Below are 15365 nucleotides of genomic sequence, written 5' to 3' on the forward strand. Positions count from 1 at the left end.
GCTAAGGCTTACTAAGAGCTCCCGTCTATCGAAAAGACGACAGTGACATGCCGGTTTGGCTGATCGTTGCATCTACCTCTAGTACTAGTTGGATGGATTGCATCTCCTCTTCTTCCCAACGGTCCTTCAGCTTCTGCCAATCCTTCGGATATCTGCGATGGATCTTATCGGCAAAATGCGGCAAATCGACTTTAAGTCTTTTGGCGGCTTTCCATCCCTGTTCCATATAATCCTTGATGACTTTCTCGATTTCCTTCTGTGCCGCATGCAGTGTAGGTAAGCTGGATAGGTTGCTGCGACAATGAGACTCCGATATTGTACCTTTGACTTTAACGGAGACCCGCATCTGATAACCGTTAGCCGTTCTGTGAGGTGTCACTTTGGTTTTTGCAGAAGCCGATTGAAATGATATTTGTTCTCTTTCTGTATTGGATTCTGGACAAGGAATGGATAACGTACTAATGCTCACTTTATCGGTCAACCAGGATATTCCGAAGCTTTCATTCCGTGTTAACGTTCCGACCCTCCGGTCTTTTTCAAATACGGATAATCCCGTAATTCTGAGCTTCCCGCGGGTTGAGGTTTTATGTAGTTGATCAACGGACTCCACTTTAGCCTCCGGCCCACCCACTAATTCAATCTGGGGAACACCGGCTGCTTGCGACTCCGAATCCAAACTAAAAGCTAGCTGATACATTTTAGTGGATGGGTAATTCCCGTTAAATTCATCCGTTTTCTCCAAAATATTGGCGATGGCTGCCCCCGGTAAGCGTTCTGTCGGTACAAGTTGCTTTAACAGCTCGCTAGCCTGCCCATTCGTTACCAGCACATTAACCGTCTCGCGCATATAGGTGTTTCTCCAATAGAAATCAATGATTTCGTTAATCCCCTTTTCCGTTGTCTCCTGACCAAGCACAAGGATATCCGTATGCGGAAAATATAGACGCCTGGCTGATTCCGTATAACTGACATCAATCGCTTCCCGAAGCGTTGGACCTGTTGAGGAAAATACATGGATCGGAGAGTTCGAACCGCCAGCTTTGCCAGCACCACCAGCACCGGATGAAATCGCAGACGGGTTAATTAACTGATAAGAAACGATCCACTGATCCCCTGACCGATCTATACCGATCGCTGAGATGAGACCGATCTCGTTTAACTCGGTTTGATTCCAGCAGCCAGTCATTGAAAATGTCATGACCAGTAAAAGTGTTAAATGAGCGAAAGTGCGCATATTTCACCTCTTGTTACTTGAAGTCACTTACTCCGATCCTCTGTTGTATCCTTAAAACGTTGTTTCTCTTTCTGTCTAACAAGGTTTCGTTGACTGATCTCCTTAGGTCTGGTCTTAAGCAATGGCCATGGCAGACGGACAATCAGATCCTTCATTTCAGAGAAGCGGAACGGTGTAAAAGGCGATAGATACGGAACGCCGAACGAAGTCAGGGACACCAAATGAACATAAATAGGCACGATGCCTGCCAATATACCGAACAATCCAAGCGTCCCTGCCAGCAGCATCAAGGCAAAACGAATTAAGCGAATAGCTGCAGCCATGCTAAAGGCTGGGATCGCGAAATTCGCAATAGCTGTAAAGGAAACTACGATCACCATCGCACCGGACACAAGTCCCGCCTGTACTGCAGCCTGTCCCAAAACGAGCGCCCCCACAATCGATATGGCCGGTCCGATGACCCTTGGCATCCGAACCCCCGCTTCGCGAATGATCTCAAACGTTAATTCCATCATGAAGGCTTCAATCAGCGCCGGAAGCGGAGTGCCTTCCCTTTGTGCTGCCAAACTAATCAAAAGTGGAGTCGGAATCATTTCCTGATTAAACGTCGAGAAGGCAATATACAGGGAGGGAAGCAGCAAGGATACCACAAATGAAACAAAACGAATGGCCCGCAAAAATGTGCTCAAATCATATCGTTGATAGTAGTCTTCACTGGAATGGAGGAACTTAAAAAAAGTAACAGGGGCTATCAGTACAAAGGGTGAACCATCAATCAAAATAGCAACTTGACCTTCCAGCAAGCTTCCAGCCACTGCATCAGGTCGCTCTGTGTTAATCATCGTTGGAAAAGGTGTCACTGAAGCGTCTTGAATAAATTCTTCGATATATCCGCTTTCCAGAATGCTATCCGTTTCAATGGAATGTAGCCGTGACATAATCTCCGATACCACATTCGGATCCGCAATACCATCAATATGAGCTGTCGTCACTTTGGTATTGGTATATTTGCCGATCACCATGGTTTGAACCCGTAAATCCGGCGTTCGAAGCCTTCTTCGGATGAGCGATAGATTGGTCGAAATATCTTCGGTAAACCCATCCTTAGGACCTCGGATCACCGTCTGGGAACTCGGCTCAACAATCGATCGCTTTTCCAGACCCGCGATCGAAGCTGAGTAAGCGACTTGCGAACCATCGATTAGAATAACGGCTTTACCTTCTAACACGGCAGGAATTAAGGCATTAACGGTTTGTAACTGACTGACTTGTCCTGCTGGCAATACTTTTTTCAGTAACGAATCCATACCTGTGGTTTCAGTGACATCCACTGTAGCGGTCAACCATGCATCCATGATGCTGTTAAGCTGATCCGGATCAACGAGTCCCTCTATATAGCACAGCGCAATTTCCGGTATACCGTCACGGCCCGGCACCTTTCTGACCATAAAATCAGAACTATTCCCCATTCTCTGACTCATGATTTCCATGGTGTCTTGAAGAGAAGGGGGTATCTGATGTGGTGAAGCTGTTGTTTTTTTTGTTCTGTTCTTTGGGCTGCTTCGTTTCAGCACTTTTATCAGTAATCGACTTAACATTGTCAGTCACTCCCCATTGATCCTATAGCTATTATGGGGACTTACAATTTAATTATTCCAATAATGGTTAATCTGCTCAATGCATCACCCAGATACATACTCCGTACGACACATGAACATTTTAACCATAGAGGAGGTATGTGCTATGGATTCACCTGGGTGTGCAGAACCGAACGATTCCACATCGTCGGATCAAAAGAGCAATAAAGGCAGCTTAAAGTGGTGGCAGCTTTCACTGCTTGGCATCGGTTGTACGATTGGTACGGGGTATTTCCTAGGTTCCGGCATAGGTATTAAGCTGACGGGACCTTCCATGGTTTTATCATTCCTTATCGCTGCCATAGGAACCTATATCGTCTTTCATTTTTTGGCTAAAATGACGACGGCGGATCCTCAAGAGGGATCCTTTTGTTATTATGCGGGAAAAGCGTTTGGGCGGTGGGCACGTTTCGGAAGCGCATGGAATTACTGGAGCACGAAAATTCTAATCATGGGCAGTCAGCTGACGGCTCTGTCCATCCTGACCAAGTTCTGGTTCCCTGATATTCCGCTATGGATATTTGCAGCCATCTATGCCGTATTATCGATTGCCGTCGTTCTGCTTGGCACAAAAGGCTTCGATAAGGTGGAAAATGTATTGGCCGTCATCAAAACCGCGGCGATTCTCATGTTCATCCTTCTTTCTACTGCTGCGCTTATGGGCTGGATTCGCGGGGGGAGCGATGGCAGACCGGGTTTTCCCGACTCGATTGGACAAGTGTTCCCCGGCGGATTTCCCGCATTCTGGTCCTCGCTCTTATATGCTTTTTATGCCTATGGGGGTGTCGAAACTATCGGTTTGATGTCCATGCAGCTCAAAAACAAGAAGGATGCTCCCAAGTCGGGAAAAGTCATGCTCATTGGACTGACCGTGATTTACATGATATCCATCGGGCTTGCTGTCTTCATGGTTTCCTACAAACTCTTGAGCGAGAAAGAAAGCCCATTCGTAACAGCTCTATCCAGCTATCCGCTGACTTTCTTTCCCCATGTATTCAATGGAGCGATCATTATGGCCGGATTCTCGACGATGAGCGCCTCCTTGTTTGCCGTGGTGAATTTGCTTGTGACGATGGCCAAGGACGGCGATGCACCGATTATCTTTACGAAGAAACTGGAAAAGTTCCGGAAGCTGCCACTCCCTTCTCTGGTGCTTGCTGCGGTCGGACTGTCCGCTTCAATCGTCACGGCACTCCTATTGCCCGGAAAAATATACGAATATATAACAACCGCGGCCGGCATCCTGCAGATGTATAATTGGTCGTTCATTATCATTTCGGCTTACAAAATTCTAAAAGTCAGAATGTGGGATATAATTCTGGGTGGAATCGGCATCATTCTCCTGCTGGGTGCCGTAACCGGAACCATCATGGAGAAGAGCATTCGGCCCGGTTTTTTCGTCAGTTTAATCTTGGCTGCGCTAGTGGCTATCGTGACGCTGATCATGGTTAAGATATGGAATAAGATGCAGACCAACACAATCAGCAATGAATAAAGAAAGGATATCTTCTTAGTAAGATACCCTTTCTTTATTGCTACTTATAGGAGCGGGATGTTCCCCTCTTCGCATTCTTTTAGTGTTTTCTCATTCCATACGGAAACCTGCACTTCGCCGATGTGGGCTTTTCTCAGAAGGAACATGCACAGCCTCGATTGTCCGATACCTCCCCCGATGGTTGGCGGTAGCACTCCTCTTACGATGGCTTGGTGAAAGTCAAGACGCAAACGTTCCATATTGTTGCTTGCGTGGAGTTGTTGACACAGCGATCGAGCATCAACCCGGATTCCCATGGATGATATTTCCACCGCGCAATTCAATACCGGATACCACAAAACAATATCACCGTTTAAGGTCCAGTCATCATAATCCGGCGAGCGGCCGTCATGCACCTGGCCGGACTTCATCCTTCCGCCAATTTGCATAATAAATACGGCACCATGCATCCTGGCAATTTCATTCTCCCTTTCCTTCGGCGTTAAACCAGGAAAACGATCTTCCAGCTCCTGCGTCGTAATGAAGAGAATTCGCTCCGGGAGGATCGGCTCCAGGCAGGGATGGAGTTCATAGAGGTGCTTTTCCGTGGACCTGATCACATCATATATCCTTACAACTTCGTGTTCTAAGGTGCCGAGGGTACGCATGTCGTCGCATATCACTTTTTCCCAATCCCACTGATCGACGTAGATCGAATGCAGATTATCCATGTTTTCATCCCGTCTGACCGCTTTCATATCGGTGTATAAACCTTCTCCGCTCTTAAAGCCGTATTGGGCAAGGGCCGACCGTTTCCACTTCGCAAGAGATTGCACAATTTCGACTCTGCCTTCCTTCATATCCATCACATCAAAAGATACGGTCCGTTCCGTACCGTTCAAATTGTCGTTAATGCCTGTGCCTTCCTTTACCATAACGGGTGAGGAGACTTCGATTAAGCGGAGTGCCTTCTCAAGCTCGGTCTTAAAATACGATTTGGTTTTTTGTATGGCGACGGCCGTTTCCAACCTGTTTAGCCTGGATTGGTAACGCTCAGGAATCACGATAGATCTCAGCAAGTCGACTTCTCCCCTTCACAACATATTGAAATGTAAACTTCTGCCTAATTGACTGAGAACAGTTTATGTTTACCTTCCAATACTGTCGCTTTGTCCAATGTATATTGAACATAATTGGGCAGATAACCACTCGGTTATCCTGTTACAGCAAGAATGCCCTGAATACCAAAGTACACGCCGAAACCGATCAGTGATATACCCGATATGACCGATATAACAGTCAGCATATTCTCATTCAGGAAGCGACGAAGTCCCGTCGTTAAACCGGCAACGCATAGATCCCATAGGGTCAAGCCCAAAAAGATCATGCTGCTATACAACAGCAAATGGCTCGTCCCAAACGTGGAGGCGGTCTTCGCCAGGATGGAGCCATAGATCCCCAGCCAAAACAAAATCGATAACGGACTCGTAATGGACATGAAAAATCCGAGCAAAAAACAGCTTAACAACGAATCCTTTTTTCTCGCTGCCGAACTGATTTTCAATTTATTCACTTTCATAATGCTTTCAACCCCGCTGTAAATCAGAACGAATCCGCCAAAGAGCCACAAAAAGATCTGAACGATCGGAATATTGAGAAATTGAACGAGACCTAAATAAATGAACATCATAAAAGCTGCATCTGCCAGCATGGATCCGGCTCCGACTACCCAGGCATGCCAAAATCCGTTCTTGATGCCTTTATCAAGCCTGGCCGAGTTCACGGGCCCGATGGGAGCGGCCAAAGTTAATCCCAGAATAATGTAGCTGATCAATAAATTCACATTCAATCGCATTCACTCCCGCCCACAAATCCAAAGCTTGTACATTTTATGTGAAAAAAGCGGTTGGTTATGACTTCTAATTTCCCTCACCCAATAAAAAACCGCCTATGGCGGATATTATCCCCAAGGCATTTCATATCGCCAATTCAGAAAAATTAAACAACCGTTCCCCGGTGGAATCCCGAGAAACGGTTGCTGCTTAAAGCTGTCTTTTTTAGTTCGGTCTATTTAACAGGGGTATGACTATATGAGTTGGCTTTTTAATACGATCTGTAGTCCGTTCATTATTTGTTGATCCGTTGGCCTGCATATGCTTGCACATTTAGCGGAGCTGTCAGGAATTTTGGAGCTTTGGCTACAAACCCCTGAAAATGGCTACTCGCATTGTGGAGCCCCAGAGCTTCCTGGTCTGTCCACTGTTCAACCATGAGATACGTATGATCCTGCTCCGTATCTTTGAGCAGCTTATAAGATTCGTTTCCTTGTTCTGCACGGGAAGCCTCAATAAGTTCTGTTACGGATTCCAGAAATTCTGCCTCTAGTTCACTGTTTACTTTCATTTCTGCATGAATAATAATCATCTCTATGACCTCACTTCCACTCTGCAATGCGATCAATAGGAAGACGAGTCGTCAAACGCGCTTCTTTGGCAGCTTTACCTACAGAGATGAGCATTACCGGCACGTAACGTTCTTTCTCCATACCAAATGCTTCTGCAATTCGGGATTTGTCGTATCCACCAATTGGGTTGGTGTCATATCCACGGGCACGAGCAGCAAGCATAAGCTGCATGGAAACCAAGCCGCTATCGATCAGGATCATTTCACGGAAAGCCTGTGCCGGAATACGTCCGAACAGATCGGTATAGTTTGCCATCATCTGATCTTTAATCTCTTGTGGCAGATAACCGCGTTCCACAGCAGTACCCATAATTTCATCTGCATTGTCGAATGCGTTCATATCCCCAAATACAGCTATGACTGCAGAAGAAGTTGAAACTTGTGTTTTGTTGCCTGGTGCAAGCTCTTCAAGCGTTGCTTTTCCTTCTGGGCTATCAACGACAAGAAATCTCCACGGCTGAAGATTAACGGATGACGGTGCCAAAGTCGCTTCTTCCAAAATTTCAGTCATTTCCTCACGGCTGATTTTGACCGATGGGTCGTATACCCGCACAGAGCGACGGGATGTAATAATTTCTTTATAATTATTGTTAAGGGAAGTTACAGTCATGATATTCTCTCCTTTAATCTCTATAAGTTAATTGGTCTTACTTGGTTCTTTCATCTGTTGAATCTGGCTGTTCAGCTTCTGGAGAGCTTGAACTAACACAAGTCGTTCGGATTCAGTGAGATCTGCCTGCAGCTTCTCCATAAATTGATCTTTCTCCGCCTTAAACGCTGCTACTTTACTTTTGCCCGCTTCGGTTAGTTGAACTAACGTTATCCGGTTGTCATTCTCACATCTGGTGCGCAGAAGTATGCCTTCCGCTTCCAACTGCTGAACATGACGGGTCACCGCAGCTGGATCAATAGACACTGCCTTCTGCAGATCCGACTGGCTAATTTCGCCACCCGTTAGTTTGCAGAGGAGTTCCAGCCGATTAGGACTAACTCCAGCACATCGTTCAAACCGAGTCGCAATATGCTTATTCAGATGCATTAGCAAGTACAGCAGGTCTTCTGTATGACATGTAGAAATGGTAGAGACCTCCTTCAATTCATTGATCCCTCAATGTTTGATGGGTCAATGATATACCTTTGATTTCTGAAAATCAAGTCTTTGCATAAAAAAACCGAATGATTTCCGTGAATGGAAACGATCCGGTCTATTAATAAGGTGCGATTATGCCGCTATTCGATTTGCATGAACATTCATGCAAATTGCGTTTAATCAAACGTCACATTCCTTTGAAACTCGTTGCATTGAAAATGGCCCGCTTCGGCGTTCATGATAGGCTCACCGTTGATACGCAAATTCCGGAAATGAACGCCTGTCACCCTTCGATTCGCGTCGTATCCGGCAATCGCTCCCTTGTGTCGACCATACCGATCTGGTATTTCTCGCGTTAAGCCTCCTATCGCATGCAATGTCGCGATCCTTATGCGCTTGTCTGATTTAGCCATAATCTGCACTGCGTTCATCGGGAAGCAGCTTCTTTTAAACAAAAATCCCTACCTCTAATATAAAATCGACCGTTTCTCCTTAACGGGAAACGGTCGACTCCCAAAATGCTCTTCGGTATAGCCGCAAATACTTATGCCGAAGGATCGGTCCTTGCTTCGTCTTCACTCACAACGATATCACATAAGGTTCGCAGCCCTGTCGTATAACCCAATCGCCCTTGCGTATGATCCCAATAGTAGTAATCCCCGTGCATCCATATCAAATCATACGCTTCGCCCAGGGCTGCATTGCGAACGACAAAAGGTCGAACGTTGTTTTGGCTCGAGTTTTCGGTGACTTGATTTATTGTAGCGATCGTCCCGTCATCCGCGATGACGCAATGATGAATTTCGAAGACCTCACCGTGTTTACCCTGTACAGGGATTGACATATACACGGTGGAAGGGTCGTTATGATCCAATGTCATGCCTCCGGAATAGCAATGTTCTCTTTGATCATTTTGGTGGAACCAACGTCCGCCATCCGCCAAGGGAGTAATTCGCCACTCGGTGCCTGACCACTTGGCGTAACAATAGTGGTGGCGGTCCTTCTCTTCATGGATCCTAACAAACAAGATCACCGGGTATCCCTCTTTATCCACGGCAATATCCCAGTTCCAGTTGCGTATGCCCGGCTGGCGATCCACCAAATGGGCCGGATCCGTTTCTTTGTTATCCAGCTTTAGCGGCCCACGGTTCAGATCTGCGAGCTGATGTCCATCAGCGCCGTGCAGCGTCAGGGTATTCACGTCCAAATACGAATAGTATAACGAATTCGGAATCATATTGTCCGGATGCGTATAGGTATACGTCATCATAATTTTGTCTTTTCCGTTCGTTTCGTACTTGGCATACGGCCTTTTTCCGGTTTCTTGTTCATGGCTCCTAGAATCCACGATCTGCTTCGGTTCCATGTCGCATGAGACGTCGCCATCTGGATCCGGCAGCGTGTACCTGGCGACGGTCGGGTGCCAGTTCACGCCCCGCCACAGCAGATAGAAATAACCGGGCTGATCCGTCATCACGAAGGGAGAAGGATAGGTGGTATTCCCATATCCCGTGGTATCGATGATTTTTTCTGGCCCTAACGTCTCAAGATCGTCAGGACGGGTGGTTACGCGATAATAGAAATACGGGGTTGTCGAGTGCTCGGAATAAAAAATCATCACCCGGCCGTCAGGCAGTGCCAAAAACGTTGGATTGTTATGGTCATCCTGCTGAAAACCCGTTCGCACCTGTACCTGCTTGCGTTCTTGGGTTATATGATCATATTGAACCGCCTGGATGTTACCCGCAACATCGATATATCCGATATACGTCTTGTCGCTGCCTGTCGCGGCATTGACATATCGCATCGCCCTCGGATCGGCAAACCAGCACCAGGCACCGTCATCGGTAAGGGTTGAAGGGATGCGTTCAATGCGTTCAGCATTAAGGTTACTATTGGAATTCGTCATCTGAGAGACCTCCTCGCTTCCTTGTCGGATCACTTGATTGTTTCATGATGATCCACTATCATTTCATCCCAGCCAATGCATCCAGCTGATTCTGCAGCTCCTCCATGAAGCTCGGAAATCCAGCTTCGTTCATCCGCCGCCTCGCAAGCGCCAAATCCGCTTCGATGTCTTCGGACATGCCGACGGACAGCGGTACGATGTAATGCGATCTGACTGCCTCCATGGCTGCAAGCTCCTCCGTTATCGCCCCCGTATCGAAACGGAATGCCGCCAGCGGGCTCTCACCATTCGCTTCGGCCCGTTTCGCGCCTTCCGAATGCAAATGCTCGACGATGGCCTGCCATTCTCCCGGATATATTGAGACCACCGCCATCGATCCAGCTTTGTTTAACTCCATGGATTTGCCGATGTTAGAGGACCCTGGTTCCGCTATTTCTTTGTTTTACCTATTTCACAGTAATATGCGGACAAGAGATCCGCTATTGCAGGATTTAGCCTGGAATCATTCGCGATTATGGTGCAATAACGGATCCTGTGTCCGCAAGATCACCATAACGAGCTCATTTCGGCGAAATAGCGAACCCTCTGTCCTCATGTTTACAATATGGGGCAATTCAAGCACGAAGCGAATCCTCTGTCCTTATGTTTACAATATGAGGCAATTCCAGCATGAAGCGGATCCTCTGTCCTCATGTTTTCAATATGAGGAAATAATGCCACTCATCTCGGAATTGGTCTGCAATATTCGGGTATAATCGGTAATCCGCTCAAATGACGATAGCTGTTCCCACACCTGCATACGCTTCGGCTCTTTTGAGAAATTCTCGTTGATCTGCTCGTCTCATGATCATCAACGAGATATCTTCAAGATGGGTGAACTTGGCCGACAGCAACGACTGCCTAAAAGATTTCTTGTATGCCCAGCCGCTTCCATTCGATCGCCTCAACGAGGCCCTCCCTTGTGTAAACGTCGTCGTCGGCAATCAGCACTTTCACCGAATGGCTCCCTCCCCTCCCCTGTATTCATAAGTTCCTCAGATTCGTAAAGACAACGCTTTCAACTTATCGGATGGCTCTATGCTTCCATGCCTTCTTGTCCGTATTTTATATCATCGCATCTCTCTTTAGCTACTATATAATCGGCACCGATTCCATCTTTTTTGCCAAGACCAGTAGGATTAAGATAAAAAAAGCTGCCATTCAGCAGCTAATCTTTGACTTATTTAATGTAGGCAGCCTGTTGATATTAAAAAAATCGGCTGAAATGAAATGGATGACTTGCCGCTCTAAGCTGCCAGCCATACTCATGTCTATGTTTTTACAACGCATGCTACGCTAGTGGACACGATTACTTCCGACGAGCGGCCTCCGCCAACTCGGAGAGCCACTGTGCCCTCTCCCCTTCGGCTTTGGCGGCTATCTTCTTCAGCTTGTCGGTTCCGCCCCAGATCAAATATACGATATGCTCCACCCGGTAATACGGGAGGTCGCGAACTTGATCGAGCAGCAGCCTGACGTTTAGACCGTGTTCCATGTCCGATTGGACCTTCAGTTTCATCGAATCGGTGCAGTGCAGCATGCACTTTACCAAGGTTGGAACGGTTTCCACGCTAACACCATGCCGCTCAATAAAAGATACCGTGAAGTGGTTTTGAACGGATTGATGTTCGTCATCGACTTTGCCCATGTATTCTTCCACCAACGGGAAATACGTTTGATCCTTCAATCCGAGGCCAAAGACAGCGTAACTTCCCGGCATGCAATTGTTTTCCCCTTCCGTATCCGCATACCATTCAAACGGCTCCATCGCTGCTTTGGCATACTCCTCCAAGTAAGGATACATATCCGGGTATTCCACGGCGTTGGCGAAGAACCGATGCGTTCCCGACTTGGCCAATCCTTTGATCGGCAGCCACTGTTTGACCGAGGATTTCAGTTTGATTTGATAGCTTTTCGGGAATCCCAGGTTAAAGAGGCGTGTCAAAAACCGGAGCGCGCGAGCGTAACTCTCCCCTGTTTCCTGTTTAATGGCTATGGAGACCTCGGCAAACACATCGTTAGCCGTACATTCCACCATCTCATCACGCAAGGAGATGTCTTCCTTCACGAAAGTCCCGCTTCCTTCCTTGGCCAATCGTTTGGCCCGTACGCTCCCCAGTTCCTTGGCACAATCCAACATGGCCAATCCTGTGCTTCTGCTATAGGAGGGCTCGTATTTCAGAATTAGGATGGCGGCATAGATCAGCAGTTCGATTGGACCCTGCTCGGTATTTTCCAAATGAATGTCGATTTTTTTCTTGTATTCCCGCTGCCATTGCGTCCCGATATTATCGAAATAACGCGGAAGCCAACACTGCTCAGCCCAATTCCGCAAAGCCGTGATTAGAAAAGAACGATGCTCTGCGAGATGTTGGTTCCCTTTGTTCAATTGCTGAACCCGCTCAAAAACGGCAATGATCCATGCGGGATCCGCGTCAGGAAACAGTCCCTCGTCCAGGATGTGCCTGGACAGGAAAAACGTCTCCAACGGTTTCGTCGGATAGGTTCCCGCTTCTAGCTTATTGGCAATATAGATTGAGATTCGTTCCTGTAATTGCTTCTTCTTTGTCTCATCTACGTATGTAAGAATACAAAGGTTCAGGTCGCCTTCCCGTACTCGAAACTTGCCGTTAAACGTAAACTGATAATCGATGAACGAGCTCGGAACCTCGTCCAATTTATCCTGCATATAAGAGGATAGCTCAGGAACAATGTGCTCTCGCACATGTTCTTCAGTCAACGGCTCACCAGGCATGCCCTTGTCTACCGGCATCGATAAATCCAGCTCATCATCCGTCATGCTCACCCTGCCCTTGTCATATTCAAGCAGCGCATAGTCGTGAATCCCGATCTGCAGCGGAGTACGCTTCACGATTTTGTCCGCGTTTTTATCGCTGATATAGGCCATCCATTTGTCGATCTCCTGTTTCATTTCGTTCAAAAGTGTATCCAGTGTCTGATCCATGTTCCACTATACTCCTTTATATCATTCCGTATTGTCCCTCATCCACCCTTACACTTTCCATGATCATGACTTAAACCTCTATTCGCCGCCCCTTCATGGATTTGACCCCATACAAATCTTGGAATCTATTGCTTCATCTATGATACTATAAAACCGTCTCAATTAAAGATCATTTCTAAGAGCATACATGCGATTCTGGAATAAGGAGGTTGTTCATTGAGTGCAAAAACAATGGATCGAAAGATGGGATAAAGAACAAACCGCCGAAGTGAATCAGGCTTTGGCTGCCGTTACAGTCAAACAAAAATAAGCATAAAAAAGAACGGAGTTTCCCTTCCTCTCCCTTTGGCGTGACAGATGCAGGGCAAGAGGATTTCAGCGGAGTCACCTTGAGTGAAATTATCCAGTAGCTGCATTAGATGCAAAAGCCGCCATTTCTCGGCTTCTTTACTATCGCTGAAACATCCTCGTGCTTGATGCTACGTTGATCCATGATCTGGTCGAAACCGTACTTACCCATCAGGTTAAGCTGATGACCAGCCTATCAATCCATGCCAATTCGCCTTGAACCTGGGAGATCGAATACCGCAGAACTTCGTCCCGGAACAACGCATCTCCGCCTTCATCCAGTCTTCTCTCGATATCTGACAGCAGTTCTACCAAGTCCTTCTTCCTCCTATGTAAAATCCGAATCCGGTCCTCCTTAGAAATACGATCGAACAGGGACACTCTTACCATGAATTCGATTTGATGTTTTGCATCTTTTTCGGTGAATTCGTTAATGAGGTTTGCGATTTTTTCCCTCCCTGCTTCTGTAATTTCATAAACATACTGATTCGGTCTGCCTTCCTGCTCATTTCGATGTTTCCGAACAAATCCCTCATCCGTAAATTTTCGCAATGTTGGGTATAACATGTTGTGATTGACGTCCATCAAATAACCGAGATCTTTTTGGATTTCTTTTTTTATTTCATACCCGTGTTTCGGGGATTTTTCGATTTGGATCAAAATAAGAAGTTCAAGATACATGATCGTTCAGGCCTTTCGTCAACAGATTTGGCAATATTGCTGAAATGCAGCACACCTCTAGCGTATATGTTCTACTAAAATCCGACAAGGAAGAATATAAACGGAACTTTGGACATGGGCCATTGGAAACTATGACCATTTACGATGTTATGTTAAATTATCATATGTTATATTAAACTAGCATTGGAGGGAATGTAATGAATCATGATATCATCTCCTTAGAGGAAATCACGCAATTCCATTCACCGACCGAAGAATTCAATCCTTATGATTGGTACAAGCACAAATTACAGCATGAGCCCATCGTTTATAACCAGGCGACCAATACATGGAACGTCTTCCGCTACGATGATGTAAAGAGGGTTCTAAAGGACCATGAATATTTCTCTAGTGCAAGAACCCGAACAACGATTAGCGTCGGCGCCGACAATGCTGAAGGCCAGAAGATGAGTAAAATCAACCTTCAATCCGATCCGCCGGAGCACCAAAAAAGCAGAGCATTGATTTCTGCAGCTTTTACCCCTCGCAGTTTAAAACTCTGGGAGCCGCGCATTCAAGAGATAGCGGAGCAGCTTCTGAACGAAATGGGAGACGCCGATGTCATTGATATCGTTCAAAATTACGCGAGTGCGCTGCCGACCATCGTCATAGCGGATCTGCTCGGCGTCCCTTCGGAAGACCGCTTGTTGTTTAAGGAATGGGTCAACCATTTATTCCTCCCCTTGCCTAAAAACCATTCGGAAGATGTACAGGAACTGAAACGTCAAGCAGCCAAGGAATATTACAATTATCTCTACCCTCATATCGTCCAAAAAAGAGCAAATCTATCTGACGATATCATCTCCGACCTCATTCAAGCCGAGGTGGATGGGGATCGATTATCGGATGACGAGATCGTCAGAACGACGATGTTCATACTCGGTGCGGGTATTGAAACGACGACCCACCTGCTTGCCAACACGTTCTATTCCTTCTTATATGACAACAACCAAATTTATGGAGAAATTCGAGCCGACCGCGAGCTTCTTCCTAATGCCGTAGAGGAAATGCTCCGATATCGGTTTAACATTGCCAAAATGGACCGGACCGTAAAACAGGATAACGATATACTCGGCGTGGATTTAAAGCAGGGCGATGTCGTCGTCGCATGGATGAGCGCTGCCAATATGGATGAAGAGGTATTCGAGGATCCCTTCACCTTGAATATCCACCGCGCCAATAATAAAAAGCATTTAACTTTTGGTAACGGTGCACACTTCTGCCTGGGAGCTCCGCTAGCACGACTTGAGGCAAACATTGCGATAAGCAGATTTATGGATTACTTCCCGCGTATTGAGCCCATTGCCGATTTTAAACTGGAGGATAACCTGAGTCCGTCTGCGGCAGGACAAATGTTGACGCAGCTTCCAATCCGTGTTCATCGGTAATGCTGACCTATGTCCATTCATGATGTACGATCAAAAAAAGCCCTGCACAGCAAGGGCTCATGGTATCAAGAGACCCTGTCTATTTCTAAAGGCACAGG

General features: G+C 46.6%; 14 protein-coding genes. 3 read left to right on the plus strand and 11 right to left on the minus strand.

All coding sequences use genetic code 11. The annotated features are described in order from the left end of the window. Window positions 1-25: 25 nt before the first annotated feature. On the minus strand, window positions 26-1234 hold the full coding sequence (locus ACETK5_RS13560; RefSeq protein WP_326115142.1) for a Ger(x)C family spore germination protein: 1209 nt from the start codon (window positions 1232-1234) through the stop codon (window positions 26-28). Window positions 1235-1257: 23 nt separating this feature from the next. Further along, window positions 1258-2832, minus strand: coding sequence for a spore germination protein (locus ACETK5_RS13565; RefSeq protein ID WP_394056203.1), 1575 nt, complete (start codon window positions 2830-2832; stop codon window positions 1258-1260). 145 nt (window positions 2833-2977) lie between these two features. Between ACETK5_RS13565 and ACETK5_RS13570 the strand changes: the two genes are divergently transcribed. Then, window positions 2978-4366 carry an amino acid permease gene (locus ACETK5_RS13570; protein WP_394056205.1) on the plus strand — a complete coding sequence of 463 codons (1389 nt, stop codon included), beginning with the start codon at window positions 2978-2980 and terminating at the stop codon, window positions 4364-4366. 44 nt (window positions 4367-4410) lie between these two features. On the opposite strand, the gene asnA is transcribed toward ACETK5_RS13570, so the two are convergent. From asnA to ACETK5_RS13595, 5 genes are all read right to left on the minus strand, one after another. Then, the gene (gene asnA / locus ACETK5_RS13575; protein WP_463510130.1) at window positions 4411-5406 is read right to left on the minus strand and encodes an aspartate--ammonia ligase; all 996 of its coding nucleotides are present in this window, start codon (window positions 5404-5406) and stop codon (window positions 4411-4413) included. Between the two features lie 152 nt (window positions 5407-5558). Beyond that, on the minus strand, window positions 5559-6194 hold the full coding sequence (locus ACETK5_RS13580) for a LysE family transporter (RefSeq protein WP_394056207.1): 636 nt from the start codon (window positions 6192-6194) through the stop codon (window positions 5559-5561). A 278-nt stretch (window positions 6195-6472) separates the two neighbouring features. Beyond that, complete coding sequence (locus tag ACETK5_RS13585) at window positions 6473-6769, minus strand: putative quinol monooxygenase (protein WP_100536886.1); 297 nt, start codon at window positions 6767-6769, stop codon at window positions 6473-6475. Between the two features lie 10 nt (window positions 6770-6779). Further along, a complete protein-coding gene (locus ACETK5_RS13590) occupies window positions 6780-7418 on the minus strand; it encodes a nitroreductase family protein (protein WP_100536885.1) in 639 nt (212 codons plus the stop codon). Window positions 7419-7445: 27 nt separating this feature from the next. Further along, window positions 7446-7904 carry a MarR family winged helix-turn-helix transcriptional regulator gene (locus ACETK5_RS13595; RefSeq protein WP_463510126.1) on the minus strand — a complete coding sequence of 153 codons (459 nt, stop codon included), beginning with the start codon at window positions 7902-7904 and terminating at the stop codon, window positions 7446-7448. 191 nt (window positions 7905-8095) lie between these two features. Between ACETK5_RS13595 and ACETK5_RS13600 the strand changes: the two genes are divergently transcribed. Beyond that, complete coding sequence (locus tag ACETK5_RS13600; protein WP_165789622.1) at window positions 8096-8257, plus strand: hypothetical protein; 162 nt, start codon at window positions 8096-8098, stop codon at window positions 8255-8257. Between the two features lie 185 nt (window positions 8258-8442). Here ACETK5_RS13600 and ACETK5_RS13605 read toward each other — a convergent pair whose 3' ends face one another. The 4 genes from ACETK5_RS13605 to ACETK5_RS13620 all read right to left on the minus strand — a co-directional run bounded on the left by ACETK5_RS13605 (window position 8443) and on the right by ACETK5_RS13620 (window position 13840). After that, a complete protein-coding gene (locus tag ACETK5_RS13605; protein WP_326115148.1) occupies window positions 8443-9807 on the minus strand; it encodes a BNR repeat-containing protein in 1365 nt (454 codons plus the stop codon). A 58-nt stretch (window positions 9808-9865) separates the two neighbouring features. Beyond that, window positions 9866-10204 carry a DUF3502 domain-containing protein gene (locus ACETK5_RS13610; RefSeq protein WP_326115149.1) on the minus strand — a complete coding sequence of 113 codons (339 nt, stop codon included), beginning with the start codon at window positions 10202-10204 and terminating at the stop codon, window positions 9866-9868. A 951-nt stretch (window positions 10205-11155) separates the two neighbouring features. Then, complete coding sequence (locus ACETK5_RS13615; RefSeq protein ID WP_326115150.1) at window positions 11156-12811, minus strand: DUF6138 family protein; 1656 nt, start codon at window positions 12809-12811, stop codon at window positions 11156-11158. 519 nt (window positions 12812-13330) lie between these two features. Beyond that, window positions 13331-13840, minus strand: a complete 510-nt coding sequence (locus tag ACETK5_RS13620; RefSeq protein WP_100536878.1) for a PadR family transcriptional regulator — start codon at window positions 13838-13840, stop codon at window positions 13331-13333. Window positions 13841-14037: 197 nt separating this feature from the next. Between ACETK5_RS13620 and ACETK5_RS13625 the strand changes: the two genes are divergently transcribed. Further along, window positions 14038-15267, plus strand: coding sequence for a cytochrome P450 (locus ACETK5_RS13625; protein ID WP_100536877.1), 1230 nt, complete (start codon window positions 14038-14040; stop codon window positions 15265-15267). Window positions 15268-15365: the final 98 nt, after the last annotated feature.

It is taken from the genome of Paenibacillus ilasis (genome assembly GCF_043195395.1).
Lineage (GTDB): Bacteria > Bacillota > Bacilli > Paenibacillales > Paenibacillaceae > Paenibacillus_AQ > Paenibacillus_AQ lautus.

Coding starts and splice junctions, on each gene's coding strand:
- ACETK5_RS13570 (WP_394056205.1), top strand. CDS start 2,978: ATGGATTCACCTGGGTGTGCAGAACCGAACGATTCCACATCGTCGGAT.
- ACETK5_RS13565 (WP_394056203.1), bottom strand. CDS start 2,832: ATGTTAAGTCGATTACTGATAAAAGTGCTGAAACGAAGCAGCCCAAAG.
- ACETK5_RS13625 (WP_100536877.1), top strand. CDS start 14,038: ATGAATCATGATATCATCTCCTTAGAGGAAATCACGCAATTCCATTCA.
- ACETK5_RS13620 (WP_100536878.1), bottom strand. CDS start 13,840: ATGTATCTTGAACTTCTTATTTTGATCCAAATCGAAAAATCCCCGAAA.
- ACETK5_RS13560 (WP_326115142.1), bottom strand. CDS start 1,234: ATGCGCACTTTCGCTCATTTAACACTTTTACTGGTCATGACATTTTCA.
- ACETK5_RS13610 (WP_326115149.1), bottom strand. CDS start 10,204: ATGGAGTTAAACAAAGCTGGATCGATGGCGGTGGTCTCAATATATCCG.
- ACETK5_RS13605 (WP_326115148.1), bottom strand. CDS start 9,807: ATGACGAATTCCAATAGTAACCTTAATGCTGAACGCATTGAACGCATC.
- ACETK5_RS13590 (WP_100536885.1), bottom strand. CDS start 7,418: ATGACTGTAACTTCCCTTAACAATAATTATAAAGAAATTATTACATCC.
- ACETK5_RS13585 (WP_100536886.1), bottom strand. CDS start 6,769: ATGATTATTATTCATGCAGAAATGAAAGTAAACAGTGAACTAGAGGCA.
- ACETK5_RS13615 (WP_326115150.1), bottom strand. CDS start 12,811: ATGGATCAGACACTGGATACACTTTTGAACGAAATGAAACAGGAGATC.